General features: G+C 72.0%; 23 protein-coding genes. 11 read left to right on the top strand and 12 right to left on the bottom strand.

The window, feature by feature from the left end; translation table 11 throughout:
- Window positions 1-163 precede the first annotated feature (163 nt).
- Together BCD48_RS10670 and BCD48_RS10665 are read left to right on the top strand one after the other, a co-directional pair.
- Window positions 164-1063, top strand: coding sequence for a carbohydrate kinase family protein (locus BCD48_RS10670; RefSeq protein ID WP_071048192.1), 900 nt, complete (start codon window positions 164-166; stop codon window positions 1061-1063).
- A 306-nt stretch (window positions 1064-1369) separates the two neighbouring features.
- Entirely contained in the window at window positions 1370-1759 is a 390-nt protein-coding gene (locus tag BCD48_RS10665) for a hypothetical protein (RefSeq protein WP_083418449.1), read from the top strand.
- A gap of 206 nt (window positions 1760-1965) precedes the next feature.
- Here BCD48_RS10665 and BCD48_RS10660 read toward each other — a convergent pair whose 3' ends face one another.
- The 4 genes from BCD48_RS10660 to BCD48_RS10645 all read right to left on the bottom strand — a co-directional run bounded on the left by BCD48_RS10660 (window position 1966) and on the right by BCD48_RS10645 (window position 7598).
- A complete protein-coding gene (locus tag BCD48_RS10660; RefSeq protein WP_083418448.1) occupies window positions 1966-4014 on the bottom strand; it encodes an ABC transporter ATP-binding protein in 2049 nt (682 codons plus the stop codon).
- A gap of 115 nt (window positions 4015-4129) precedes the next feature.
- On the bottom strand, window positions 4130-6358 hold the full coding sequence (locus BCD48_RS10655; protein WP_083418447.1) for a DUF6541 family protein: 2229 nt from the start codon (window positions 6356-6358) through the stop codon (window positions 4130-4132).
- 222 nt (window positions 6359-6580) lie between these two features.
- Window positions 6581-7054 (bottom strand): TspO/MBR family protein, encoded by a 474-nt coding sequence (locus tag BCD48_RS10650; protein WP_071048190.1) that lies wholly within the window; start codon window positions 7052-7054, stop codon window positions 6581-6583.
- Between the two features lie 76 nt (window positions 7055-7130).
- Window positions 7131-7598, bottom strand: a complete 468-nt coding sequence (locus BCD48_RS10645; protein WP_071048205.1) for a Dps family protein — start codon at window positions 7596-7598, stop codon at window positions 7131-7133.
- Between BCD48_RS10645 and BCD48_RS45925 the strand changes: the two genes are divergently transcribed.
- The gene (locus BCD48_RS45925) at window positions 7597-7977 is read left to right on the top strand and encodes an SAM-dependent methyltransferase (RefSeq protein WP_241841648.1); all 381 of its coding nucleotides are present in this window, start codon (window positions 7597-7599) and stop codon (window positions 7975-7977) included. The genes BCD48_RS10645 and BCD48_RS45925 overlap by 2 nt on opposite strands.
- Before the next feature lie 49 nt (window positions 7978-8026).
- Here BCD48_RS45925 and BCD48_RS10635 read toward each other — a convergent pair whose 3' ends face one another.
- Entirely contained in the window at window positions 8027-8248 is a 222-nt protein-coding gene (locus BCD48_RS10635) for an ATP-binding protein (protein ID WP_071048188.1), read from the bottom strand.
- A 433-nt stretch (window positions 8249-8681) separates the two neighbouring features.
- Between BCD48_RS10635 and BCD48_RS10630 the strand changes: the two genes are divergently transcribed.
- Complete coding sequence (locus tag BCD48_RS10630) at window positions 8682-9851, top strand: thiolase family protein (protein ID WP_071048187.1); 1170 nt, start codon at window positions 8682-8684, stop codon at window positions 9849-9851.
- A 244-nt stretch (window positions 9852-10095) separates the two neighbouring features.
- Here the strand turns inward: BCD48_RS10630 and BCD48_RS10625 are convergent, their stop codons facing one another.
- A complete protein-coding gene (locus BCD48_RS10625; RefSeq protein ID WP_071048186.1) occupies window positions 10096-10722 on the bottom strand; it encodes a TetR/AcrR family transcriptional regulator in 627 nt (208 codons plus the stop codon).
- A gap of 89 nt (window positions 10723-10811) precedes the next feature.
- On the opposite strand from BCD48_RS10625, the gene BCD48_RS10620 reads away from it, so the two are divergent.
- Window positions 10812-12320 (top strand): DHA2 family efflux MFS transporter permease subunit, encoded by a 1509-nt coding sequence (locus BCD48_RS10620; RefSeq protein ID WP_071048185.1) that lies wholly within the window; start codon window positions 10812-10814, stop codon window positions 12318-12320.
- 270 nt (window positions 12321-12590) lie between these two features.
- Here the strand turns inward: BCD48_RS10620 and BCD48_RS10615 are convergent, their stop codons facing one another.
- The gene (locus tag BCD48_RS10615; protein ID WP_071048184.1) at window positions 12591-13040 is read right to left on the bottom strand and encodes a MarR family winged helix-turn-helix transcriptional regulator; all 450 of its coding nucleotides are present in this window, start codon (window positions 13038-13040) and stop codon (window positions 12591-12593) included.
- 247 nt (window positions 13041-13287) lie between these two features.
- Between BCD48_RS10615 and BCD48_RS10610 the strand changes: the two genes are divergently transcribed.
- Together BCD48_RS10610 and BCD48_RS10605 are read left to right on the top strand one after the other, a co-directional pair.
- Entirely contained in the window at window positions 13288-13965 is a 678-nt protein-coding gene (locus BCD48_RS10610; RefSeq protein WP_071048183.1) for a hypothetical protein, read from the top strand.
- Window positions 13966-14571: 606 nt separating this feature from the next.
- Complete coding sequence (locus tag BCD48_RS10605) at window positions 14572-15783, top strand: cytochrome P450 (protein ID WP_071048182.1); 1212 nt, start codon at window positions 14572-14574, stop codon at window positions 15781-15783.
- Window positions 15784-16185: 402 nt separating this feature from the next.
- Here BCD48_RS10605 and BCD48_RS10600 read toward each other — a convergent pair whose 3' ends face one another.
- The 3 genes from BCD48_RS10600 to BCD48_RS10590 all read right to left on the bottom strand — a co-directional run bounded on the left by BCD48_RS10600 (window position 16186) and on the right by BCD48_RS10590 (window position 18449).
- Window positions 16186-16821, bottom strand: a complete 636-nt coding sequence (locus BCD48_RS10600) for a TetR/AcrR family transcriptional regulator (protein WP_071048181.1) — start codon at window positions 16819-16821, stop codon at window positions 16186-16188.
- A gap of 113 nt (window positions 16822-16934) precedes the next feature.
- Entirely contained in the window at window positions 16935-17918 is a 984-nt protein-coding gene (locus tag BCD48_RS10595; RefSeq protein WP_071048180.1) for an LLM class flavin-dependent oxidoreductase, read from the bottom strand.
- Window positions 17919-18176: 258 nt separating this feature from the next.
- Window positions 18177-18449, bottom strand: a complete 273-nt coding sequence (locus BCD48_RS10590) for a hypothetical protein (protein ID WP_071048179.1) — start codon at window positions 18447-18449, stop codon at window positions 18177-18179.
- A 206-nt stretch (window positions 18450-18655) separates the two neighbouring features.
- On the opposite strand from BCD48_RS10590, the gene BCD48_RS10585 reads away from it, so the two are divergent.
- A complete protein-coding gene (locus BCD48_RS10585; RefSeq protein ID WP_241841647.1) occupies window positions 18656-19582 on the top strand; it encodes an alpha/beta fold hydrolase in 927 nt (308 codons plus the stop codon).
- A 72-nt stretch (window positions 19583-19654) separates the two neighbouring features.
- Here the strand turns inward: BCD48_RS10585 and BCD48_RS10580 are convergent, their stop codons facing one another.
- Window positions 19655-20095: a nitroreductase family deazaflavin-dependent oxidoreductase gene (locus BCD48_RS10580; protein WP_071048178.1), complete on the bottom strand. Its 441-nt coding sequence runs from the start codon at window positions 20093-20095 to the stop codon at window positions 19655-19657.
- 365 nt (window positions 20096-20460) lie between these two features.
- Here BCD48_RS10580 and BCD48_RS10575 point away from each other — a divergent pair, with 365 nt between their 5' ends.
- Window positions 20461-21939, top strand: coding sequence for a DUF1254 domain-containing protein (locus tag BCD48_RS10575; protein ID WP_071048177.1), 1479 nt, complete (start codon window positions 20461-20463; stop codon window positions 21937-21939).
- A 453-nt stretch (window positions 21940-22392) separates the two neighbouring features.
- On the opposite strand, the gene BCD48_RS10570 is transcribed toward BCD48_RS10575, so the two are convergent.
- Entirely contained in the window at window positions 22393-23373 is a 981-nt protein-coding gene (locus tag BCD48_RS10570) for a zinc-dependent alcohol dehydrogenase (protein ID WP_071048176.1), read from the bottom strand.
- Between BCD48_RS10570 and BCD48_RS56490 the strand changes: the two genes are divergently transcribed.
- Together BCD48_RS56490 and BCD48_RS10560 are read left to right on the top strand one after the other, a co-directional pair.
- Window positions 23330-23698 (top strand): SbtR family transcriptional regulator, encoded by a 369-nt coding sequence (locus tag BCD48_RS56490; protein ID WP_491677128.1) that lies wholly within the window; start codon window positions 23330-23332, stop codon window positions 23696-23698. The genes BCD48_RS10570 and BCD48_RS56490 overlap by 44 nt on opposite strands.
- 126 nt (window positions 23699-23824) lie before the next feature.
- Window positions 23825-25195 (top strand): GGDEF domain-containing protein (locus tag BCD48_RS10560; protein ID WP_071048174.1); only part of this gene is annotated, 1371 nt, incomplete at its 3' end.

The raw sequence follows: 25195 nt of genomic DNA, 5'->3' as shown, positions 1-25195 counted from the left end.
CGCGCCGCTCCGCTTCGCCAGGGCGAGGCCGGCGGCAAGATGGTGGTCGTCCGCGACTGACCGCGACGCTAGAACGATCATCGACGTGTGCTGCGGGGTACAGCGTGCCCAAAGCGTGCCAGGTGGTTCGAGCGGTGCGACGCGCGTGGTAGACGTGACGGCTATGACGGGTCCGGTGGTGGTTGCCGGGGTTGCCAACGTGCAGCAGACGGTGCCGGTGGACGACTTTCCGCTTCGCTATGTGCCGGTGCGCTATCTGCCACACCAACTGCGACTGGAGGCGGGGGGCGTCGGGCTCAACGTCGCCCGCGTGTTGCGCACGCTGGGATCCCCGGTCGTACTGGCAACGCTGGTCGGCGCCGACCCGGCTGGTGTCCTCGTCCGCGCCGAGCTGAAGCGTGCCGGCCTGGGTGGGGCCGGGGTCGTGGCGGTGGCGGGTACCCCGGCCTCCGTCGTGCTGGTCGATCCGCGCGGCGCACGGCAGGTCCACACCGACCTCAAGGACCTCCCCGACGCCACCTACCCGCCCGCATTGTTCGCCGAGCTCGTGGCCGGTGCCCAGCTCGCCGTCGTCTCCACCGTTGGTTTCGCCCGTCCGCTCCTGACGGTCGCCAAGGCCGCAGGCGTGCCGGTCGCCGTCGACGTCCAGACCGTCACCGGAGTCGACGACGCCTACAGCGCGCCGTGGCTCGAGGCCGCCGACGTCCTGTTCTGCTCCGCCGAGCGGCTCGACACGGATCCGGCCGTCTTCGCCCGGACAGCACTGGAACGCTTTCGCGCACGGATCGTCGTCGTCGGGCTGGGGGCGGACGGTGCGCTGCTTGCCGTCCGGGGACGTCCCGCCCGCCAGGTCCGCGCTGTCGCTCCGCACGGGGTGGCCGACACCACGGGCGCTGGCGACGCCCTGTTCGCGGGCTTCCTGCACTACTGGCTCGCGGGCGGCGACCCGGACGACGCGATGGAACGCGCCGTACTCGTCGCGGGCTGCGCCGTCGGTACCGCTGGCACCAGCCCTCATGTCAACGAGGCGCACATCGCGGAACTGCTTGCGCGCCCCCGCTGAGCCAATCAGCTGGATCATGGCGCTGCGGGCAACCCGTCGAGGTCGCGAAGACGCGTCAACAGCTTGAGCGGGAGGGCGCGACCGACCGGCCGCGACTAGTATTTCGTCATGTTTGGTGCGGGAATCAGCGGGTTGTCCAGGTCGCTCGGCGGGATACTCGTCGCCGGAGCCGTGGTCGCAGGCTGCTCCAGCGAGACGGACGAGCCCAGCCCGCCGTCTCCGTCTCCGTCTTCGTCGCCGTCGCCCGCGCCGTCTCGGTCGCCGGCATCATCGCCGGCCGCATCTCCGTCGGTGTCGGTGTCCCCAGTGTCGGTGTCCCGCTCGCCGTTGCCGCGGGACGCACACCCACCGCTTTCCGGCTTCGGCGAGGTTCATGACCTCGGCACGGTGGTAGGCGTTGACGGCACCGCGCTCCGGCTCGACCGGAAGGCCTACGTCCTCTGCACCCCCGAGCCCGGCGACGACACGGGGACGTGCCTGGACGGTTATCGGATCGATGACGTCGAGGCGGAAATTCGCGAGTACCAGCTGGCGACGACGGTCAGGTTCACGTTCTCGGTGGGACCTGAGGAGTACGAAACCGGCGACCTCGCGGATCTGCGGGAACGTGTCGCATCCGCTCCGAACCACCTGATGATGCTTCAGCTCGACACGGTGGGGCGTGTGATCGCCGTCGGCGAGCCCTGGCTTCCCTAGCCCGGCCCTCGCTACAGGGGCATGGCGTGGCCGGGTGATCGGGGATCGCTTGGAGACAGTGGAGTAGCTGGTCGAGGCGGCCAGTGGGCTTGATCTGCCGCTGGTCGCGGTCGAGGCCTACTGGGACGGCGACACGACCGGGTGGGGCATCCACGTCGAGGCGTTGGTCCAGACCCCGACCGGCCGCCTGATCGCGCGCCCTCTGATCAGGCCGGTGCTCCGGCCGCCGGTGATGGTGCCGGGTCGGGGGTGTCGACGAACTGGCGGGCCTGGAGGGTGAACAGGTCGCGGTAGATGCCGGGGCGGCTCATCAGCTCGGCGTGGGTGCCCTCGTCGACGACGAGCCCTTCGTCGAGCACGTAGATGCGGTCGGCGGTCCGGACGCTGGCGAGCCGGTGGGTGATCAGCAGGACGATCCGGTCCCGCCCGAGCTGCTGGATGAGGCTGAACAGGGTCTGCTCGGCGCGGGCGTCGAGGGCCGCGGAGGGCTCGTCGGCGATGAGGAACGGCGCGTCCCGGTAGACGGCGCGCGCACAGGCGATCCGCTGCCACTGGCCGCCCGACAGATCATGACCGGAGTTGTACTGGCGGGCCAGCGACGTGTCGTAGCCGTGCGGCAGCTTGTCGATGACCTCGTCGGCGCCGGTGGTCCGGGCGGCGGGGATGACGCTGTCCGGGCCGTCGGTCACCAGCCGGCCGACGCGGCCGACGGCGATGTTCAGCCGGGCCGACATGGGCCAGTGGGTGTAGGACTGCGGGATCAGGCCGACCCGCTCCCGCACGCTGTCCGGGTCGACGCCGGCGAGGTCGACGTCGTCCCAGCGCACGGTGCCGGAGTCCGGCAGGTACAGCCCGGCGAGGATCTTCGCCAGCGTGGACTTGCCGCTGCCGTTCGCGCCGACGAACGCGACCACCTGCCCCCTGCGCAGCTCGACGGAGACGCCGCGCAGCGCCGCGGTGCCCGTGTGCGGATAGCTGTAGGTGGCGTCGTCGACGCGGATGACGGCCGGGCTCGCCGGCGCCGCCGCCGCCCGCTGGGTGGGGATCCGGCGGGCCGCCTCCTCGATCCAGGCCCGGTACTCGCCGAAGTAGAGGAAGTTCTCGTAGGCGTCGTTGAGGCTGGTCAGCGCGGTCCCCAAGGCGCTCCTCCCGTTGCGGATCGCGAGGACGGCGGTGCCCGCCGCGGCGAGCGGCATGACGCCGGCGTTGAGGAGCAGGACCAGCGTCCCGTACACGGCACCGAGGGCGAGCCCGGCCACGGTCTCGCCGATCAGCCGGTACCGGACCTGGCCGCGGCCGACCCGCAGCTGCTCGGCCTCGTACCCGCGGGCGAGCAGCGTGTACTCCTCGAGCAGGAACCCCCCGAGCCCGAACGAGCGGATCTCGGCGGCGCAGTCCCGGTCGATCATGCGGTACCGCAGCATGTACTGCCGCCGGACTTGGCGGATGGTGCCGAGCCAGGAGGCGTACGCCAGGCGGGCCGAGCGCGCCGTCGCCCAGCCGTCCGGCAGGATCGACAGGACCAGCAGCGGCAGCAGCAGCGGGTGCAGCACGCTCAGCACGCCGCCCGCGGCCGCCATTCGCACCGCGGAGGTGAACACGTCCGCGGTGTTGTCGACGAGCTGGCGCCCGCCGGCGGCGCCCCGCTCGGCGGCGTCCAGGTCGTCGACGAACCGCGGGTCGTCGAAGGCCATCACGGAGGTACGGGTCGCGACGTCGAGCAGCCGGACCATGCAGACCCGGTCGATCCGCGGGCCGAACCGGCTGCGCAGCAGGCGTTCGAGCAGCGCCAGCCCGACGCGGACGACCCCGGCGGCGGCCACCAGCGCCAGCGCCGGCAGCGCCTCGCGGATCCGGTCCGGCGTCGGGCCCTCACGCAGCAGCTCGGTGAGCGCGCCGGCCACGGCCAGCAGGCCGGCCGCCTCCGCGAGCCCGGACACCACCCGGACGGTGACCAGGGCCAGCAGCCCGGCGCGGTCCGCCTCCCAGGCGAGCGACCACGACAGGCCGAGCAGTCCCGGCAGCCGCCTGGCCATGGTGCGCACACCGGTGCGCTCCATCGTCTTCTTGTGCTTCGTCCACGCCCCGGTGGAGTCCTCGTCCTCTTTTCCGTACGTCAGGACAGGATCGTGAAGCGCGGCGCCGCTCGCCGACGGGCCCGCTGGTGGGGGGCCGCTGGTTTCCTCGTCCCGCTCGGAGTTGGGAATGCCCCGCTGAGCCGGTGGCGCGCTGATGACGTCTGGGTTGCCGTCCACCAGTCCAGCGTCGGCGAGAAGGCCGCGCCGGAACCCGGATTTTGAGGGTCTTTCGCTTCTCGCGCGCCGCTGGGCATCCCTGCCAGCATTTGCCCTGTTTCACACCGCCTCGCCGTCAGCGGCCTCCCGAGCCGGCCAGCGCGACGTCGAGGACTGGCTGTATCCGCGCGGCGAGCCAGTCGTCGGGTTTACCGCCGCCCGTGCCGCCCGTGCCGCCTGGCAGCCGCCGCCAGCCGAGGCCCGGCGCGAGCAGGGAGAGGTCTCCGGCCGCGCGCCGAACCAGGGGGAACCGCTCTTCCCACCCGCCGGAGCCCGGTTCGCCGCCGGCGGCGAACCCGACGACGAGCTCGGCGGGCGACGACGCGCCGGCGGCGATCTCGTCCGGCCCGCCGGCCGCGCCGGTGGTCAGGACGAAGGTGTGGGTGACCGTGCCGGCGCTCCCGCCCAAGGGCACCGCGGCGAGGTCCAGGGAACGGACCTCACCGCCCAGCCGGACATACATCCGTGACCCGCCGCCGGCCGGCGCGGTGGCGCTCCCACCCGCGGCGCCCGCGGGGGGCCGAATGGTCACCCGGATCTCGACCCGGGTTCCGGTGACCCGGCGCAGCGGGACGAACGAGCCCCGGTAGCTGCCCGGGATGTCCGCGTCGACGAGCTCGTCCGGTCGCAGCCGGTAGAGCGCGCGCCCGGGCATCCGGTCGGGCAGCGCGGCGATGCCGGGCCCGATGTCCGCCGCGTAGACGATGGGGCCGTCGAGCCCGGGGCTGTTGCGCAGCGTGTGGTACGGGACCTGGGTGTACCGGCTGGTCACCCCTGGCGTGACGACGACCAGCGCGGGGCCGGGCAGGTCGTCCGGGACGAGCGCGTCCAGGAAGTCGTTGCCGGCGTCGACGCTGTGCTGCACGTCGATCCTGGGCTGGAGGGTCGGCACCGTGAGCGCCGCGAGCCCGGCCACGGAGAGCGCCACCGCGGTGGGCCGGGCGAGACCGCCAAGCCGGGCGACCCGCGCGCAGCGGACCGGCCGGGCCGAGTGTGCCGCCCGCCGCACGCGTGGCCGCGCCGGAAGCAGTGTCCACAGCCACCGGGCGCCGGCGGCCGCGAGGATGACCACCGGCGTGAACCCGGCCAGGTGGTAGTGCGGGCCGAGCCCGTTGCGCAGGCCGGGCACGGCGAACGCCGACCCCCACCAGAAGAAGTAGCCAGCCAGCACCACCCCGGTCGTCGCGAGGAGCAGCAGGCGCTCCGCGCGGCGCCGCGGAGCGAGGAGGCCGACGGCGGCGAGGGCGATCAGGCCCAGCCCGCCGAAGTACCAGCTCGGTGCCGCGCCCAGGGTGTCCCAGAGCGCGTCTTCGGCCAGGTGGCGGGTGAACGGGAAGCTCGACTCGGTGGGCAGGATGCGCCGCGGGCCGAAGCCGAACGTGTCCAGCGGGTCCGAGGCCGACAGCGGCAGGCGCAGCGGCGACCCCGTCACGTACCAGCAGTAGGCCAGCAGGACGGCGACCAGCGGGGCCGCGCCGAGGGCGGCCCAGACCGAGCGGGTCAGCAGAGCCCGGGGCGTCCGCCGCTGCCGCGCCGCGACGAAGAGTACGAGGGGCAACGCGACGAGGACCACGTCGTACGGCCGGTTGAGCAGGGCGAACCCGACGAGCGCGCCGCCACCGATCAGCGCCGGCCGCGATCCGGTGTGGGCCCCGCGCAGCAGGAGGGCGCTGGCCAGCGTGAGCACCGCCGCGCAGCAGGCGTAGGCGAGCGGAAGCGCGGTGTGCAGCAGGACGAGCGGGGAGAGCGCCAGCAGCACGGCGGCCGCCAGGGCCGTCCAGACGTCGTCGAACAGCTCGCGGGCGAGCAGGTACGCACCGACGACCCAGCAGGCGGCGGCCGCCGCGGGAGCGACGGTCATCGTGCCGAACAACGCCTGGGAGAGGGCGAGCAGCGCGGGCCAGCCCGGCAGGTACTTGGTGAAGACGTGGTTGCCGTGGATGCCGGTCAGCCATGGCTGGAAGAACGGCTCCACCACCCGCGCGTCCAGGGTGAGGCGCCCGTCCAGCAGCATCCGCGCCTGCAGGACGTAGGCGGCCTCGTCAGCGTCCCCGGAGCCCCGCGGGTAGAGGAACGCCTGCAGGAGGAGGCTGCCGACGAAGGAGCAGAGCGCCAGCAGCAGGACCGCTCCGGCCGGTGCGCTGATCCGGACCCGCCGGAGCCCGCGGGGACGCGCCGGGACGCTCGGGGCCGGGTCGGTAGGCGGTCCTGGGGTGTCGGCCGGTCCTGGCTGAGCGGGGATACCCGACTGACGGTCGACCGTTTCGGGTGCTGACGAGTCGATGGTCACCGCGACAGGCCGCATCCGGCCCTGGCCGTCATGGCCGCCTCACGGCCCGGACTCGCCGTCTCCGATCATGTGTCCGACCCATCCTGATGCCCGCCCTGCCTCGTCTCGCGGCCTCTGCTGCGACATGCCCCATCAGCAGCGCTTTCGCGCCAACTGGGATGATAGGTAGCGCGCCAGTCCAGGCAGGGCAGGGGTGTCGCCGGCCCAGGCCGAGGCCCGGCCCCGGGCGGGGCGGCGTCAGCGTCCGGGGTTGCGGGCGGCGATCGCGGCGTTGAGCGCGGTGGCGAAACCGGTCCAGGCCAGGTACGGCAGCAGCGCCGCCCCGGCCAGTCGGTCGGCCCGCCGGGCGTGCGACAGCAGCGCCGCGTTGGCCGCGTTCAGCGCGGCGATCTCGGCCAGCGCCCAGCGCGGGCGCCTGGCACGGAAGAACAGCGGCGTCCAGCCAGCGTCCAGGGCGAGGTCGACCGCGAACACGCGCCGCGGCCGCCTCCGTCGCCGGTCGTCGGAGCCGGCGTCAAGGCCGCGGGCGGCGGCGAACGCGATCGACGCGTACAGCGGCGTCCACACGGCGGAGAACGCCGCCGGGGGCGGCTGCCACGCGGGTTTGTCGAGCGCCCGGTACCAGGCGGAGCCGGGGCTCGTGGCGGCCGCGCCGAGGGCGGCGGCGCCGGCCGTGGCCAGGCTGGTCTTCGCGAAGGTCGGACCGTTCATCCCAGCCTGGTACCTGGCGGGCGCCGAGCATCCCCCAGGCTCCGGGGCCGCCGCCGAGGCCGGGGCCAGGGCTGGGTCAGATCATCGCCTGGAACATCCAGTGCTGCATCTCCAGCTCCTTGAGCGAGTCGATGATCAAATCCTGGGTGACCGGGTCCGGCTCCGCGGTGGCGTCCATCCGGCCGCGCGTCCGGGTGATGACGTCGGCCAGGACGTCGGTCATCAGCCGGACGACCTTCTCGTCCTGGACATAGCCGCACTCCACCCCGTGGATCTGGCCGCGGTGGGCGATGGTGCCCACCTGGCCGTCCGGGTTCACCCCGATGGCCACGGCGCGCTCGGCGGCCAGGTCGGTGTGGCGACGGGCGACGTCGACGGCCTGGTCGAGCTGGCGGTGGATCGAGCGGAACGTCCGGCCGGTCACGTTCCAGTGCAGCTGCTTCGCGAACAGCGAGAGGTCGATCAGGTCGACGACCATGCCCTGGAGGGCCTCGCCGGTTACCGTGCGCGCATCGTCGGGCAGCGGGCTGCGAATGGCGGTCATGGTGTTCCTCTCCTCGCGTCGCCTCGCGACGTCGGTCACGTCCTTATCTGGAAATGCCCATCGAGCAGATCGTTACCACCCCTCGGCGCTCCACTGGCGGCTGGTGGCGGCCCTGCCCGCCGGCAGCTACCTGGTGCTCAGCCACGGGACCAGCGACATCGCGCCGGCGGAGACCCAGCGCGTCGTCGACGTCTACAACCAGCGCGGCATCCCCTTCCAGACCCGCGGCCGCGCCGAGCTGGCCGCGCTGGTGCCCGCCGGCCTGGAGATCATCGAGCCGGGGATCACGTTGCTGCACCGCTGGCGCCCGGACTCCGATCCCGACCTCTACTCCGACGCCGACGTCAGCGCCTACGGCCTGATCGCCCGCAAGGGCTGACGATCACCGCGACACCTTTGCCGGACGCTGATGACGCCCACCGCGGCGATCAGGGCCCGTCCCACGGGTCGCGGTCGGGCGCGGCGGGCAGGGTCACGGTCACCACCAGGCCGCCGCCGCCACGAGCCCGGGCCCTGGCCGCACCGCCGTGCGCCTCGGCCACGGACCGGACGATCGACAGCCCGAGCCCGGCTCCCTTCGCGGTGATCAGTCGTTCGGTCGCCATCCGATTGAACGGCTCGAACAGTGACGGGACCTCGTAGGAGGCCACGGCTGGCCCGGTGTTGGACCGGCCTGGGCGGTGCTCGGTGGCCTCGGCACGACCGTCGTCATCGGCGGGCTGGCCGGTCTCTATCCGGCGGTCCGCGCCGCCCGGCTCTCCCCGACCGAGGCGTTGGCGGCTCCCTAGGCGAACGGCGCCCCTGCCCCGGTCGCGGTTGGCGGCGGCGTGGGCCCCCGCGGTCAGCAGCGTCCCGAGCCCGCCGGCACCGGGTGACCGGCCGCAGGTGACCGGTCCGCGCCGCTGATCCGGGGGCCCTCCCCCCGGGCCGGCCACCACGGCCTTCGACGCGCCATTGGTTGTATAAATTATGCGTCGGCAGATTGGCGGCCGGGCCCTCCTCCGCGGGGCCGTCAGCCCGCGCGGACCAACGGCCGGGCCGGCACAAGCCCTCCGGGCACCTTCGACTCTCCTGGAGCTCACCGTGACCGAAGCAGTCATCGTCTCGACGGCCCGCACGGCGATCGGGCGGGCCCGCAAGGGCACCCTCGTCGGCCTCGACGCCTTCGCCCTCGCCGAGGCCGTCGTCCCGGCCGCGCTGGAGCGCAGCGGGATCCCGGCGGCCGACCTCGACGACCTGATCCTCGCCGAGTCCTACCAGGGCGGCGGCGTCATCGCCCGGCACACCGCCGTCCGCCTCGGCCTCACCGGCGTCTCCGGCGCCGCGACCAACCGGCACTGCGCCGGCGGCCTGACCGCCGTCGCCATCGGCGCCGGCAGCATCCGCGCCGGTATGGACCGAGTGGTCATCGCCGGCGGCACGGAGAGCCTGAGCAACCAGGTCCTCGGCTCCAAGCGCGACGCGGAGGGCAACCAGAAGATCTGGATGTCGCCGCCCAACCCCGACACCCCCGAAGCACCGGCCTTCGACATGTCCATCACGGTCGGTGAGAACACCGCCCGCGAGATGGGCCTGACCCGCCGCGACGTCGACGAGTGGACCGTCTACACCCAGGAACGGGCGATCGCGTCGATCGACTCCGGGGCGTTCGTCGACGAGATCATCCCGCTCGACGTCACCCGCCCCGACGGCACCACCGTCCGGTTCGACACCGACGAGCACCCACGCCGCGGCACCACCCTCGAACGGCTCGCCACCCTGCCCGTACTACATCCCGAGCTGCCCGACGCCACGGTCACCGCTGCCAACGCCGCCGGCCTCAACGACGCCGCCGCCGCCGTCACCCTCACCAGCGACACCTACGCCGCGGCGCACGGGCTCACCCCGCTCGCCCGCATCCGCGCCTGGGCCACCGCCGGCATCGAACCGGCACTGACCGGCCTCGCGCCCACCCTCGCCATCCCGAAGGCACTCGACCGCGCCGGACTGGCCCTCGCCGACATCGACCTCTTCGAGATCAACGAGGCGTTCTGCTCCGTCCCCGTCGCCGCCGTCCGCAAGCTCGGCATCAACCCCGAGATCGTCAACGTCAACGGCAGCGGCGCCAGCCTCGGCCACCCCATATCCGCCACCGGCGCCCGGATGGTCGTCACCATGGTCGGGGAACTTCGCCGCCGGGGCGCGACGCTCGGCTGCGTCTCCATGTGCGCCGGCGGAGGCATGGCCGCCGCCATGATCATCGAGATCGTCTAGCGGGCCGGCGCAGCCGGGCCACTCGCGCAGCCGGCCGGCGGGGCGGCGCGACGCCGACATTGGCAAATCGAGCCGACAACCAATCCCTATGCGCGGTCATTGGAAAGGCGATTGTTGACTGCCACGACAGTAGGTGACTGGTGCATTGGATCGATCAATCGACACAGCCAAACGGCGAACCATACACCCCAGGGTCGTGCGGACACAGATCACGATCTAGGCCGATGCACCCGCCCCGGTCCGGTTAGCGCGCCGCTTCCGCGGCGTCGGCCAGGTCATCGATCGCGCGCTCGATCCGGGCCACCTCCTCGGTGAGGAGCTTCGGGTCGTCGAAGGCGTTGGCGAACAAGGCTGCGCCCTGCACCCTGGCCAGCAGCGACACCGCCTCCGCGGGCGCGTCCGGAACGCCGAGCTCCGTCAGTTGGCGGGTGGCCCAGTCGATGAGGATGCGCAGCAGCCGCGAGGCACAGTCGTGCAGGTCACCATCGAGCTTGCCGAGATCACCCGAGAGGCCGCCGATCGGGCAGCCGCGCGCGGCCACCAGATCGGCGGCCTCAGCCCAGTTGTGCGCCAGCCCCTGAAGACGGGCCCTGGGGGTCGACCGCCGGTCGAGGGCGGCGAGTAGGTCGCTGACACGCCGAGCATGCTCGTCGACGACGGCGCGGAGAAGATCGTCTCGTGTCTTGAAGTAGTAGTACACGTTGCCGATCGGCACGTCAGCGGCCTTGGCCACCAACGCCAGCGTCGTCCCCTGGACGCCATGGCTGTGCGCGATCTCGGTCGCGCTGCCGATCAGTCGTTCGCGCTTTCCGCGCCTGGCCGTCGGCGACCGCGGCCCCGGCGGCCGCGCCACCGGTTCTGAGTCAGTCATCTCACTCACGACTGTACCCACGCCCGCGCCACTCCGTCCACGTGGTATGAGTTAGTTAACTTACTAACTCCTATCCCTGGAGATCATCCATGGCGGCTCCCGCCCAGCCGGCTCCCGTACCGACCGAGTCGGTACTCGCGACGCGGCGCGGCAAGCAGACCCTGGCGTTGCTCTGCGCGGTCGGATTCCTCGACTTCGTCGATGCATCGATCGTCAACGTGGCCCTCCCCTCGATCCGCGCCGACCTCGGTTTCACGATCCAGAACCTTCAATGGGTGCTCGGCGGCTACCTCCTCACCTACGGCGGGCTGATGCTGCTCGGCGGGCGCGCGGCCGACCTGATTGGGCGCCGAAGGCTCCTGCTCGCGGGCACGGCGGTGTTCCTCCTGTCCTCGGCCGGCGCGGGCCTGGCGCAGGACGACGTCGCGCTCGTGGCGTTCCGGCTGATCCAGGGGGTAGGCGCGGCAGCGATGCTCCCGGCCGCGCTGTCGCTCCTGACCACCACGTTCACCTCACCCAAGGACCGGGCCAAGGCGCTCGGGATGTGGGGAGCCCTGGCCGGCCTCGCCTCCGCCGTCGGCGTCTTCCTCGGCGGGCTCATCTCCGCCGGGCCGGGCTGGCGGTGGGTCTTCTTCGTCAACCTGCCCGTGTGCCTGGCCGTGCTGGGCGCGACGCTGCGCCTCATCCCGCGCGACCGTGACCGGGACCGCGGGGACCTGGCGAACTTCGACGTCCTCGGCGCCCTGCTCGTCACCGCCAGCATGCTGCTGCTCGTCTACACGATCGTCGAGGCACCCGGGCGCGGCTGGGACGCGACGGGCACGGTCGCCGGGCTCGTCGGCTCCGGCCTCCTGGTCCTCGTGTTCGCCGGATACGAGCTGCGCCACCGCAACCCCCTCGTCCCGTTCTCGATCTTCCGGGTCAAGGGCCTCGTCCCGGCGGACGTCACCCAGGTTCTCGCGATGGCGGGCTTCTACGCGATGTTCTTCTTCATCACCCTGTACATGCAGAACGTCCTCCGGTTCTCCGAGATCGAGGCGGGGGCCGCGTACCTCCCCACGACCTTCGGCGTGGCCATCGCCGCCGGCGTCGGCGCCCAGCTCATCACCCGGCTGGGCACCCGGCCCGTGATCGTGACCGGCTCGCTGCTGGGGGCGGCCGGATTGTTCTGGCTCTCCCGCATCCCCGCGGACGGCACCTTCCTCGCCGACCTCCTCGGCCCGCTGCTGGTGCTGGCGGCCGGACTCGGTCTGGTCTTCGTCGGCGTGACAACCGCGGCGCAGACGGGCGTGCCCGAGGAGACCGCGGGGCTCGCGGCGGCACTGATCAACGCCTCCACCTGGCTGGGCGGGGCACTCGGCGTCGCCATCCTCAGCGCGGTCGCGACGTCACGCACCCAGGACGTGGCCGCGACCGGCGCTCCTGAAGCGGCAGCCCTCACCGAGGGATTCCAGAACGCGCTGCTGGTGGCCGCGATGTTCCTCCTGGCCGCCGCCGCCATCGCGCTGCGCGCCACCAACTCCCGCCCGCCGGTGCCGGCGGCTCCGGCGGCGACCCCGTCCGCGGTGGCCACACCGAGGGCAGCGATCGACGGATAGAGGCTGGCCTCCGGCGGCAGCACCGAAACGCCGCCTGCGATTCGAGGCCCCGGCGCGGCGGGCAGGTCAGCCGGGCCGGGGCCTCGTCGACCGCCCCGGGCGTGGCCGGAGACTCAGGGTGTTGAGCGGCCGGCCTCGACGAGGACGGTCTGTTGGCGGTGGTGGGCGGTTTCGAGTTCGGCGGGGGGAGCGTCGCCGCGGGCCCGGTGGAGGCGGCGGTGGTTGTGCCAGTCGGCCCAGCGGAAGGTGCTACGTCTCGGTCCCTCCTCGCTACCCGAGCCGAGACACGAGATCGACGAACTGGCGCTGCTGCGCCGCGGTCAGGGGAGCAAGCACCTCCTCCTGGATCCCGTCAAGAACGGCGTCGAGCCTAAGGAGAGCGTCGGCGCCCTGAGGAGTGAGCGTGACGATCTTCCGACGCTTGTGGTCGGGGTCAGTCCTCCTCTCGACGAGATTCCGCGACTCGAGCTCGGTGAGAGCGGCGGTGACATCACTTCGGTCAATACCTGTGTCCCGGCCCAGATCGGCCTGGCTCGCAGACCCCCATTGCTCGAGCGCGGCCAGCAGTCTGTAGTGATATCCGCGCAGTCCGTCACCGTGGGCTTCGAAGCCGGCCGCCAGCAGCGCCGAGGAGCGCGAGAAGGCACGGCTGATCAGCCAGGTCGGGCGCTCCTTGACCCGGTCCAGCGTGCGACCGGCCTCGTCGTGATGCGCGGGCATGGCCTCAGGTTACCAGTTGTTGGCCCGGCCAACACACTATATGTTGGCCGAGCCAACATTGGTCATGCCAACATGGGAGGCCTGCGGCACGCCTGGCCGCCGGGGCGGCCTTCGCGGCGGCCGCCGCGGTCCTCGCCCTGGCTACGAAGAACACTCACGACGAAGACCCGGCCCACCATCCGGTCGAAGCGGAAGCCGACCAGCCACAGCTCATGGCTGGTCCACAACCCACCACGGAGATCTCACGATGAATGCCATGCCGACCCACGGAGCTGCTCGCGTCCTCATCGTCGGGCGCAGTCCCGGCGTTCTCATGGCGGCAGTCGACATGCTGCGCGCCAAGGGCTATCTCGCGGACGCGACCAACCAGTTCGGCCAGGTACTCGACGACTACGACGTCAGCGATCTCGACGTGCTGGTATTCGGTGGCATGGTTCCCGCCGACACCAAGCAGTACCTCCGCGACGAAATCTCCAGGCGCAACTCCGGGGTCACCTTCGTCCAGGGACTCGCCGGCATCGCCGGAGTCATCGCCGCCCAGGTCGAGGTCGTCACCTGTGAGGACCCCTCGGACGCCGCCGAGATCACATACGACGCCGCTGAGCGAACCCACCGTGTGTCGCTCTCCGAAGCCGCCCACGTCACCGTCGAGGCTCTGTGGGCCACCTCGTTCACACCCCCTGAGCCCACCAGCACCTCCATGCAGGTATTCGACGGCGACCTCGCCGCCGGATCCCACGACATCGCCCTCCCAGACACTGTTCCGTCCGAAGCCTCCTTCGCGACAGTCACTGTCGGTTCCCAGGTGCACGTCTTCACCGTCGGGCCGATGCCGGATTCCGTGACGCGGCTGGTGCCGACCTCGGCCACCGACCGGCGACTTCCCGACGTCGCGGCCGTCACCGTTCACAGTGATGAGCAGTAGGGCAGGCGTGGAACACCCGAACTTCACGAGCGGCCGCGCGAGAACGACCCGCATCGGGCATCGCTTGGTGGAGCTCGAGCATTCAAGATCACCCCGCGGTGACCCCACCGGAACACTCGCCGATTTCCGGTTCACCCGCCTGGATCAAGAGGGTACTGAGCGTCCTCCAGCTGCCAGACCACCCGCTCCGCTAGAGGGCCAAAGGGTGTGCGAAAATGATCTTCCTTCGCGCACCCGGCGGCCGTTGTCCCCAGGATCACTGACGGGCGGTTCCGCGCGGCTCACCGCGCCGGCTCCAGAACACCTCGGCGTGGCCCGGAGTAGGCGACCGCCGCGAGCGGCGGGTCGTACGATCAGATGTTGCATAAAGTATCCTTTCGCCGGACGGCGCACAACGGCCGCCGACCGATCCGCCCGCCACACCGGCCAGCACCGCCGAGCAGCACATTTGTCATTGTCGACAGTTCCGTAAAGTCCCGGGACCTCTTCTGCGCCGCGGGCATCCTCGGCGCGCCGGTCCGCCCGACCGGCCGGCCGCCGGACCGATCTCGGCGGGCGGGAGGCCCGGAGCCCCGCGTTGCCCCGTCGCGCCGTTCGGAGGACCGCATGCCGTCGCTGGACACCGTCAACGTCTACGACCCCGCCCGCTACGAGAGTGGCATCCCGCACGAGGACTTCCGGGTGCTGCGCGCGCAGGCCCCCGTCTTCCACCATCCCGACCACGAGCGGCCCGGCGGCCTCTGGGCGGTCACCCGGCACGCCGACGTCACGCGGGTGTCCCGCAGCCCGGACCTGTTCTCGTCGAACCGGTGCACCGCGAACCTGGGCGAGATCACCGACGAGCAGCTCGCCCAGCAGCGGCTGATGATGCTGAACATGGACCCGCCGGAGCACAACCGGCTGCGCGGCCTGGTCAACCGCGGGTTCACCCCGAAGATGGTCAGCCGGATGACCGAGCACCTGCGGGACACGTGCGAGCGGATCGTCGACGCGGCGCTGGCGGCCGGCTCTGGCGACTTCATCGAGCTCTGCGCCGCCGACCTCCCGCTGATCGTGATCGCCGAGCTGATGGGCGTGCCGGTCGAGGACCGGAGCAAGCTGTTCGACTGGTCGAACAGGCTCGCCGCCGCGACCGACGGGCGGATGGAGAACGACGGTGACGCGGCGGTCGCCGTCATGGAGGCCTACGGGTATGCCAACGACCTCGGCGCGGCCAAGCGCGCCTGCCCGGCCGACGACATCGTCAGCCGCCTGGTCGCCCGGGACGAGCAGGGCCAGGAGCTCTCCGAGCTGGAGTTCGACCTGTTCTTCCTGCTGCTGATGTTCGCCGGCAACGAGACGACCCGCAATGCGATCGCCGGCGGGATGCAGGCAATGATCGACCATCCCGACCAGTGGGAGCGGCTGCGCGCGGACCCCGGCCTGGCCCCGCTTGCCGCCGACGAGATCGTCCGCTGGGTCAGCCCGGTCAACGGGTTCCGCCGCACCGCCACCCGCGACGTCGAGCTCGGCGGCCAGCTCATCCGCGAGAACGACAAGGTCGTCATGTTCTACGCCTCGGCGAACTTCGACGAGTCGGTCTTCGACGACCCGTACACCTTCGACATCGGCCGCAGCCCCAACCCCCAGCTCGGCTTCGGCGGCGGCGGGCCGCACTTCTGCCTCGGCCGGCACCTCGCCATGCTCGAGATCGAGCTGATGTACCGGACGCTCGCCGCCCGGGTGCGCCGCGTCGAGCTCCTCGGGCCGCCCAGCCGGCTGCGCTCCAACTTCGTCAACGGCGTCACCGCGATGCCGGTCCGGCTCCTTGCGGCCTGACGAGCCACCGCCTGCAGATACAGGATAGTCTCACCCGATATGGGCGGCCGGAGGTCGGCTGACCGAGCGCCCGCTCGCCGTTGCCGGGCATCGTCACCCGCCTCCGAATATCGGTAACCGGCGATGATTCTCCACGGCCCACCAGGAGAAGCCGAGGCCGCCATGGGCACCGTTCGACCCCGTCCAACACTTATGGGAGGCTCCCTCCCATATCCGCTGAAGGCGAGGGGAGTCATGTCGCGCGGCGACGCCACGCGCGGCGCGCGTCGGGGACCGTCACGGCGGCCCGGCCGGCGGTAGCCACCCGTCGCCCCTTCTCTCGACGGGCGACGGCACCTCGCCCCTCCCCAGGAGCGGGAGCCAGGATGGCACGCCACCCCCTGTCATCTCCACTCCATGCGGTCAGGGGCGGGCGACCACGGTCGCCGGCCGCGCGGCCGCCGGTTGCGTGGTCATCGGTTGCAGCAGGCGCAGGCAGATGTCGACGAGGCGTTCCAGCGGGCGGTCGCGCTGGGCGACGGTGGGGATGAGCGTCCTCGCCAGGACGCAGCCGAGCAGCGTGTCGAAGACGTCGTCGGGGTCGGCCGCCGGGTCCACGCTGCCGGGCGGCGCGGCCCGCAGGACGTCGAGGAACTGGGGCCGGGCCGACACGGCGAACCACGTCTCGGCGGCGTTCGCGCGGCCGGCCACCTGGTAGACGGCCAGCAGCCCCGGCACCGCGGCCCGCGCGGCCGGGCCCGCCATCGTCGACGCGTAGGCGCGGACGAACCGGCGCAGGTCCCGGCGCAGGTCACCCGTCGGGCGCACGGTGACCGGCGACAGCCCCGGGAACACGGCCTGCTCGATGATCTCGACCCGCGACGGCCACCGGCGGTAGATCGCCGACGCGTGGACCGCGGACCGCTCCGCGATCGCCTGCACCGTGGTCGCCTCGAACCCCTGCTCCACGAGCAGCTGCCGGGCGGCGTCGAGGACCCGGATGTCGATGCTCACGTCACGGGGACGACCCCGCCGTCCGTGCGGCTGGTCCGGGGTCATGAGCCGATCGTACGGCGACCAGCTATTACGGGAGCCTCGATCCTGTTTTTGCCAGCCGGCTGGCGGAGCGGACGACCTCCCCGTGCCGCGCCCACACGTCCGCGGGCCGGCCGCTACGCGGGCTTCTGGGCCGCGGGGAGCACCTTCTCGACCACCGTCGTGAGGTAGCGCCAGCCGATCTCGGGCGGCAGGCCGCCGACCAGGGGGTGCAACTGAAGCATCTCGCCCGCCCGCACGAGCTCGACGGCCTCGTCGACCGTGAAGACCTGATGGCTGCGTCGCTCCGCGCGCAGCTCCTCGGCGGTCCGCGCGAACGACAGGCTCGCGGTGTCGGTGTTGCCCTCGTTCCACGCAGCGTAGCTGCGCACGTCATGCATCAGGTAGGGCCCGAGCTCGTCCCACGCCTGGTCGACGTCCTCCGCCACGAACGCGGTGGTGGGTTTGTCCGGCGAGTTCAGCATGCACATCCCGGCCTCGTGGCCGGCCGCGCGGGCTGCCTCCTCGTAGGCGGCCTGCAGTTCCTTGTTGTCGCTCTGCGCCAGGAAGCCGATGCCGTGCCGCCCGGCGCGCCGGGCGGCCGCGCGGCTGCCGCCGCCCCAGAAGACCGTCGGCCCACCCGGTGTCAGCGGTGTCGGGGTGACCTGGATGCGGCGGCCCTCGTGCTCGAAGGCCTCGCCGGTCTTGGCACGCAGCAGCAGTGGCAGCAGCTCGTCGGCGAGCCGGCCGCGACGGCGGAAGTCCACGCCGTACATCTCGTACTCGGCAGGCAGGTAGCCGATGGCGGCGACGTAGAAGAGCCGCCCGCTGCTGACGATGTCGAGCACCGCCATCTCCTCGGCCAGGCGGATCGGGTCGTACAGCGGCAGCGGCAGGGCGGCGACGGAGAGCGGGACGGCGGAGGTCCGGGCGGCCATCGCCGCGGCGAGGACCAGCGGCGCGGGCAGGTAGCCGTCCGCCGACATGTGGTGCTCGCAGAGCACCACCGTCACGCAGCCGCGCGTCTCGGCCCACGCGGCCATCTCGATCGCGGCGGCGTACAGGTCCCGCGCGGGTGCCCCCGTCGCCGGCGCTCGCATGTCGAACCGCATCATGAACATCGCCGAACCTCCTGTGCCGGGCGGGACGTGCCGAGAGCTCGGGCCCGGCAGTCGCGTGTCCCAGACCGTCCGAGTCCGCCCCGCGACCGGGTACGGCACGATTTCGGGATGGAACATCCCGAAATCGGGTGGGCCTGTCAACTGGGCGGAACGCTCGACGCACCGCCGCGCACGTCACCACGGCTCACCCGCGGCCCGCGGCGGAGACGGCCGCGCACCGGGGGCGGCCGGTGGGGCACCGGGTGGCAGGCGCGACGCTCAGGCGCCGCGCGAGGCCGGCGGCCGGCCGTGGGTCGCCGCGGCCAGGGAGTCGGCGGCGGCCCGCACCCTGTCGCCGAGCTGGAGGATCTCGAAGCCGGCGCGCACGGACATGCCGCCATCGCCGGTCGCGCAGACGAGGCACAGGACGACGACGACCGTGCCGTCGGCGTCGAAGACCGGGGCGTTAGGTGGCTCTGGTCCGGGGCGACCGACCGGCCGGACGTCGGCGCCGCGCCGCGCGCCTTGGCCCCCAGCGTGCGAGCCCTTCATGATCTGATGGAATCCTCGGAGCGATAGCTCCCAATCCCACTAGATCATGACGTGCGGCCCCGGCAGCATCGACCGGTCACATCCCAAGGCCGCCAAGCTAAGCCAAGATCGTCCAGCATCGCCGCGGGTAGGCAACTGGCGCGAAGATCGGAAACGGCCCCGACCGAGTGGCATGGGGTCGCGTCCCTGACGCGCCGGAGCCTTGGGTGGGATCCGTGGCGAACGGCCGGGCGGGCGGCGCGGAGCGCGGCGAGGAGACGCAGATGACGAACGACCTCGACGGGTCGATAGAGCACAGATATGCGACGGTCAACGGCGTCACGCTGCACTATGTCATCGGCGGTGAAGGCCCGACACTGCTCCTGCTGCATGGATTTCCGGACTTCTGGTACACGTGGAAGGCGCAGATCCCCGCGCTGATCGCCGCCGGTTTCCGCGTGGTGGCGCCGGACATGCGCGGGTTCAACCTGTCGACCAAGCCCGTCGGCGTCTGGAACTACCAGGCCAGGGTGCTCTGCGACGACATCGACGGGCTGATCGAGCATCTCGGCGAGGACCGCGTCCATCTGGTCGGGCACGACTGGGGCGGGCTCGTCGCCTGGTTCTTCGCCATGCGCCATCCGGAACGGCTCCACCGGCTTGCCGTGCTGAACATCCTGCACCCGGAGAGCCTGTTCGCCGGGTTCCGCACCTGGGGCCAGCTGAAGAAGAGCTGGTACATGTTCTTCTTCTGCCTGCCGGTCCTCCCCGAGAAACTGCTCGGAGCCCGGGGCCGGAAGGGCCTGCTGACCGTCTACGAGACGGAGCCCAGCGCCCCCTTCCCGCCCGAGGAGATCGACCGGTACCGGTTCGCCTACAAGGACGACAGCACCCTGACCGCGACGATCAACTACTACCGCGCCTTCATCCGCGACCGGAAAGACCTGCGGCGCAACCACATCCGCCGGACAGAAATCCCGGCCCTGGTTCTCTTCGGCGACCGGGACCCCCACCTGCGCAGCGACCTCGCCGAACCGCCGCCCGACCTCGCCCCCAACGCACGGACGATCCATTACTCCGACGCGGGCCATTGGATCCAGCACGACCTACCCGACGAGGTGAGCACCCAGCTCATCGGCTTCCTCCGCGCGTGAGGGCGAGTTCTGGTCCCAGCCCTCACGCACACCGAGCAGATTCCTCGAGCTCTGTCCCGGCGACGATCCCGACTATCGGGTTTCCGGCTTCAGGACGAAGACGGGGATCTGCCGGCTGGTCTTCTTCTGGTACTCCGCGTAGTCCGGGTACGCGGCGACAGCCCGGTCCCACCAGACCGCCTTCTCGTCGCCGGTCACCTCTCGGGCCACCATGCTCTGCCGGGTGGGCCCGTCCTGGAGTTCCACCTCGGGGTGCGCGCGCACGTTGTAGTACCAGACGGGATGATTCGGAGCGCCGCCGAGCGAGGCCACGACGGCGTAGAGCCCGTCGTGCTCGACCCGCATCAGCGGGCTCTTGCGAATCTTGCCCGACCTCGCGCCGACCGTGGTGAGGATGACGACCGGCCGGCCGTTCAGCGTCGTGCCACGGGTGCCGCCGGAACTTTCGTACTCCTCGACCTGCTCGCGCACCCAGTCCGAGGGGCTCGGCTCGTAGCCACCGGTGCCAGTCATACGCCGATTCAACCCCGCGCCGCGCCATCCCGCCTGCCGATCTCGAGGTGATGGTGCGCAGCATGTTCGGCCCTCAGGCTGTTCGGCTTCCGCACACCGACGCAGGCGGAGCCCGCCATGTGTCGGGCAGCCAGCGCGGGTCGTCTCTCGCCGGCCGTATGTGTCGCGTCACTGCGTGTTGGCTGCCGCGGTCCACGATGTCGTGGATGGGGCCGGTGATGGGCGACCTTCCGTAGTCGAACCGGCGCAGGCGGACGATCTACGACGGCCAGCGCCGGGCGCACGCGGACGGCATGTCATCGTTGCCTCCTGTACCCACTTGTCCGGCCCATCCGGCCATTCTTTGCCGCGCCCCAGGAGTGCCGATGAGTCTGCCGCCGAGGTCGCTGGATCGCCGACATTTTGGCGTGCTCGGGCTGCTCGCCGGCGCCTCGGCCCTCGGTGCCACGGCGTCGGGATGCTCTGGCGGCTCTGGCGGCACCGACGCGGCACCGACGCCGAGCGAGCGGGCCCAACCGCGTTCGGCCGCGCAGGTCGCCCTCGACGGGGCTGTCTACGGGTACGCCGGTGTGACGATGACCCGCACGCGCGCCTCGTTGGTCTGCCTGGTCGGCGCGAACAACCTGGTCCACCAGCTCGAACTGGCCACGCCGACGGCTCGGCGGGTCGTCGCGCCCAACGTCGACACCTTGTACTCGTCCGCCTGGCTCGATCTGCGGGCGGGGCCGTTCGTCCTGACCGTGCCAGAGATCACCGACCGTTACTTCAGCTACCAGTTCCTCGACGTCTACAGCAACACCTTCGCCAACATCGGGACGAGGGCGACGGGCGGCCGGTCCGGACGGTGGGCCGTGGTGCCGCCCGGATGGACCGGCGAGCTGGCCGGTCAGGCGACCGGCGAGGTGACAGTCATCGACGCGCCGACCTGGGACGTCTGGCTGGTGGGGCGCACCCTGGTCCGCGGGCCCAGCGACCTCGCCGCGGCGAAGATCGCGCAACGCAGCTTCCAGCTCGCGCCCGCCCAGCCGGCGGGCGCAACCACGGGCGGGGGCACCGTCACCCCGGCGACGGTGCCGCCGCCACTGCCCGCACCGGACTGCGACCACCCGTCCGATCCGCAGGAGCCGACGGACGGCGGCGCCGCGTTCTTCGACGAACTCGCCGCGCTGCTGCTCAGCGACCCGCCGCCGGCCGCCGACCGGCCGGTCGTCAACGCGCTTGTCACCATCGGCGTGACACCCGGTTCGACGCCGAGCAGGAACCCGGACCGTACCGTGGTCGCAATGCTGGCCAGGGCGGCGCAGGACGCCGAGGCCACCGTGACACGCGCGGTCGACGACATCGGCGAACCGGCCGGCACGTGGACCGCGTCGTATGGGTTCGGCAAGTACGGCACGGACTACCTGACCCGCGCAGCCGTCGCCGCCGGGCTGCTGGCCGCCAATGTCCAGGAAGAAGCGATCTACTACGGCACTCGCTCCGATTCGACGGGGAAGCCGCTGTCCGGCGCCGCGAGCTACCAACTTCACTTCCCCGCCGACCACCTGCCGCCGGCCGGCCCCGGCGGATTCTGGTCCCTCACGATGTACGGCGAGGACAACTTCCTCGTCGACAACCGGGCCCGGGTATACGCAGTCGGCGACCGCACCGAAGGGCTCGCCGTCGGCGCCGACGGTTCGCTCGACATCTACGTCTCCGCGACCCAGCCCGCCGGCCCGACCGCGAACTGGCTGCCCGCGTCGGCGACCGGTGGGTTCAATCTCCTCCTGCGGGTCTACCTGCCGACCGCCGCGGCGACGGGTCGGCATTGGGCGCCGCCGCCGGTCACCCGGGTCAACGGCTGAACCCGGTCCCGAGTACGCCGATGAGTTCGGCCGAGCAGCCACCTCCGACCGGCACCTGCACTGAGCCTTCCCGCGCTACATTCCACCACTCTCGGTTACAGGCCAGAGACCGGGATGGGCCAGGCGCCAGCGGAGTACCCCCGCGCGCCAGGGACGCGACCGGTCGATGCCGGCGGCGCGGCGCTTCATGATCGGGTGGCATTTTCCGGGTATGGCGCCGAAAATGCCACCCGATCATGAGCGGTACGCACGTTTGGGGCGGGGGCGGCCGGACGGATGGTGCGCCTGGCCGCCACCCCGATCTCGTACCTGTCAGACCGGCGGCAGGTTGTGCCCGGACGCGGTCGGGTTTTGGCCGGCGCCGAATCGCTCGGCCCGTTCGCGCAGGGTCGCGGTGGCCGCGTCCCGGCCGAGCATGCTGCGACAGCCGCGGTAGCAGCGGCGGTGGCGGTGTCAGGGCCGGACGAGGATCTTCCCGTTGGCGACGACCTGGGCGAGGTCGGCGAACGCCTCGTTCACCTGGGTGAGCTCGACCTGCCTGGCCAGCAGCGGCGCCGGGTCGATCAGGCCGCTGGTGAACGCGGCGATGACGGTGCGGAACTCCTCCGGCGTGTAGTAGACGGCGAAGCTGAGCGTGACCTCCTTCATCACCGCCGCCCACGACTGGAACGGAGTCGGCTCGATCGTCACCCCGGCCACGACGATCCGGCCCCGCGGCCGGGCCGCGGTGACGCAGGCGTCGAGCAGCGCGGCCTTCCCCGCGCACTCGGCGACGACGTCATAGGAGCCGGCCGGCGCCTCCTCGACGGAGGCGAGGACGTCGGTGGCCCCGAACGACTCGGCGGCCGCCCGGCGCGGCGCGGCCGGGTCCACGGCGGTGATCCGGCGGGCGCCACGCGCCCGCGCCCAGGCGATGGTGGTCAGACCGACGGTCCCGGCGCCTACCACGAGCACGTCGTCACCGTCGCCGAACTGGCCGGCGCGGGCGGTGTGCAGACCCACCGCGAACGGCTCCACGAGCGCGCCGTGCAACGGGTCGATCTCCGAGGTCAGCGGGAACGCGGCCGCCGCCGTCACCACGGCCAGCTCGGCGAAGCCGCCACCGACCCCGCCGAGCCCGACGAGCCGCACCTTCGGGCAATGGATCACATAACCGGAGGCGCACCACTCGCACTGCCCACACGACAGCGCCGGCAGCACCGCCGCGTGCGTGCCCTCCCGCCAGCCCGCCACCCCCGGCCCGAGCCCGACGACCTCGCCGCCGAACTCGTGCCCCATCACCGTCCCCTCGGGCATGGCCGCCCGCGCCTTGACGTCCGAACCACAGAACCCGCAGGCCGTGACCCGCAGGAGTAACTCCCCGGGGCCGGGCGACGGGTCCGCCACCTCGATGATCTCGTACCGTCCGCCCGTAGCGACTACAGCCGCACGCATGACACCTCCACCGACCGGCGACCGTCCCGCGGCCGCTCCGCCTCATCCATCTCCTAATCCGTATACATGTATCGCGGCGAGGAGGTCGTCGAACGCCGTCCGGTCCACCGGTCCGCCACTTCCCGGGCGCGCAGCGGACCGCGGGACGTGGCGGGGGTCAATCGAAGCCGGACAGCGCTCCGGGCAGCTACGCGACGACCTCGACCCGGGCGACGTCCTGCTCGCGCTCGGCGGGTTCGCGCTCGTCCTCGACCGCCAGCCACGGGCTCAGGATCTGGCCCGGCGCCTGTTCGACCTTCTCCTGGGCGGTCTGTCCCGGCGCTGACCCGCCGCCGCCGAGCGCTCGCCGGCCACCCGGGCGCTCGGCGGTCACGGCCCCGGTCACGGAGCGAAAGGTTCGGACGTGCGCGGGCTCGCGCGGGCGGCGACCCTGGAGTGAAGGAGGGATGAGGTGTCGCACGACGGTGATCTCACGGCGGACCGCCGCCCGCCCGCCGCGTCCGGTCACCGCCGCCCCGCCGACCCGGCCCCAGGTCCGGCCGAGGCCCGGACTGGGAGCGGGCCGGCGGCGCCCACGGCCGGGACGGTGAGCGAGCGGACGTACCGGCGGCTGGCTGGCGGAACCGCGCTGCTGCTCCTGGCGGCGCTCGTGCCGCTGGACTTCCTGACCGGCCGGCGGCTGGTGGTCTTCCAGGGCGTGACCCTGGTGGCCGCCAGCACGTTCGCGATCACCCTGGCCGCCATCTCCATCGTGCGCAGCCGCGGCGTCGAGCGCCGTTGGCGGCTGCTGCTGAGCACTGGTCTGCTCTCCACCCTGCTCGGGGCGTTGTACTGGAGCATCACCTGGGCGGTCGCCAGCCGCACCTCGCTCCGGCTGCGCGCCGAGGACGCGGTCTACCTCGTGGCCCCGCTGATGGCCCTGGTGGGACTGCTGAGCATCCCGACCGGGCCCGCCCACAGGTCGGCCGGACAGCGCGCGCCCCCGTTCGACGACGACGGGCGCCGAGTCGCGGCGGTGGTCGTCGCGCTGGACGGCCTGATGATCGTGGGGTCGATGTTCCTGATCGCCTGGGTCGCGGTGCTGAAACACATCACCGAAAGCGGCCTGCGCGGCTGGCCGTTCGCGGTGGCCCTCGCCTACCCGCTCAGCGAGGTGGCGCTGCTCGTGGTCGCCCTCCTGCTGCTGACGTTTCGCCGGCCCCGCAACGACCGGGCGATGTGGATGATCACCGCAGGCCTGCTGTTCTTCTCCATCTCGGAGTCGGCGCTGGTCTATCTGACGGCACGAGGGCCGTTCCACGTGGAGGACACGGCGTTGTACTGGGTCGGCACCGTCATCGGCCCGCCGGTGCTCGCACTGGCGATGGTGATCCTGCCGGGACCCGCCAGCGCGCGACAGACCGGGTCCGGCCGGGTCGGCAGGGAGGACCTGTCCCTGTGGGCCCATGCCTACCTGCCGTACCTGCCGCTGGGCGTCGCCTCCCTGCTCGTCGTCGTGCCCGCCGCACGGGGGGAGGCCCTACAGGGCCTTACTCTGCAGCTCTCGATCGCCCTCGCCACGCTCGTCGCGATCCGCCAGCTGATCACGGTGGCACAGAACACCCGGCTGATGGCGAGCCTGCGGGCGACCCAGCGCGGACTGCGSTACCAGGCACTGCACGACCCACTGACCGGCCTGGCCAACCGCGTCCTGTTCACGTCCGAGRTCGACCAGGCCGTCGCCGCGCACCAGGCCGACGGCCGGCCGCTGGTGGTGCTGTTCTGCGACCTCGACGACTTCAAGGCGGTCAACGACACCCTGGGCCACGGCGCCGGCGACGAG

It is taken from the genome of Pseudofrankia coriaricola, from assembly GCF_001854805.1.
Classification (GTDB): Bacteria; Actinomycetota; Actinomycetes; order Frankiales; family Frankiaceae; genus Pseudofrankia.
Note: the sequence above shows the minus strand (reverse complement) of the source record. Positions and strands in the feature narration are given on the sequence as shown.

Excerpts from the sequence above, each read along its gene's own strand:
- BCD48_RS45925 (WP_241841648.1), top strand. The coding sequence starts at position 7,597 with ATGGTGTTCCTCTCCTCGCGTCGCCTCGCGACGTCGGTCACGTCCTTA.
- BCD48_RS10615 (WP_071048184.1), bottom strand. The coding sequence starts at position 13,040 with ATGCCCGCGCATCACGACGAGGCCGGTCGCACGCTGGACCGGGTCAAG.
- BCD48_RS10650 (WP_071048190.1), bottom strand. The coding sequence starts at position 7,054 with ATGAACGGTCCGACCTTCGCGAAGACCAGCCTGGCCACGGCCGGCGCC.
- BCD48_RS10570 (WP_071048176.1), bottom strand. The coding sequence starts at position 23,373 with ATGCGTGCGGCTGTAGTCGCTACGGGCGGACGGTACGAGATCATCGAG.
- BCD48_RS10600 (WP_071048181.1), bottom strand. The coding sequence starts at position 16,821 with ATGACCCCGGACCAGCCGCACGGACGGCGGGGTCGTCCCCGTGACGTG.
- BCD48_RS10655 (WP_083418447.1), bottom strand. The coding sequence starts at position 6,358 with ATGCGGCCTGTCGCGGTGACCATCGACTCGTCAGCACCCGAAACGGTC.
- BCD48_RS56490 (WP_491677128.1), top strand. The coding sequence starts at position 23,330 with ATGATCTCGTACCGTCCGCCCGTAGCGACTACAGCCGCACGCATGACA.
- BCD48_RS10620 (WP_071048185.1), top strand. The coding sequence starts at position 10,812 with ATGGCGGCTCCCGCCCAGCCGGCTCCCGTACCGACCGAGTCGGTACTC.
- BCD48_RS10645 (WP_071048205.1), bottom strand. The coding sequence starts at position 7,598 with ATGACCGCCATTCGCAGCCCGCTGCCCGACGATGCGCGCACGGTAACC.
- BCD48_RS10610 (WP_071048183.1), top strand. The coding sequence starts at position 13,288 with ATGAATGCCATGCCGACCCACGGAGCTGCTCGCGTCCTCATCGTCGGG.
- BCD48_RS10575 (WP_071048177.1), top strand. The coding sequence starts at position 20,461 with ATGAGTCTGCCGCCGAGGTCGCTGGATCGCCGACATTTTGGCGTGCTC.
- BCD48_RS10590 (WP_071048179.1), bottom strand. The coding sequence starts at position 18,449 with ATGAAGGGCTCGCACGCTGGGGGCCAAGGCGCGCGGCGCGGCGCCGAC.
- BCD48_RS10595 (WP_071048180.1), bottom strand. The coding sequence starts at position 17,918 with ATGTTCATGATGCGGTTCGACATGCGAGCGCCGGCGACGGGGGCACCC.
- BCD48_RS10670 (WP_071048192.1), top strand. The coding sequence starts at position 164 with ATGACGGGTCCGGTGGTGGTTGCCGGGGTTGCCAACGTGCAGCAGACG.
- BCD48_RS10605 (WP_071048182.1), top strand. The coding sequence starts at position 14,572 with ATGCCGTCGCTGGACACCGTCAACGTCTACGACCCCGCCCGCTACGAG.
- BCD48_RS10625 (WP_071048186.1), bottom strand. The coding sequence starts at position 10,722 with ATGACTGACTCAGAACCGGTGGCGCGGCCGCCGGGGCCGCGGTCGCCG.
- BCD48_RS10580 (WP_071048178.1), bottom strand. The coding sequence starts at position 20,095 with ATGACTGGCACCGGTGGCTACGAGCCGAGCCCCTCGGACTGGGTGCGC.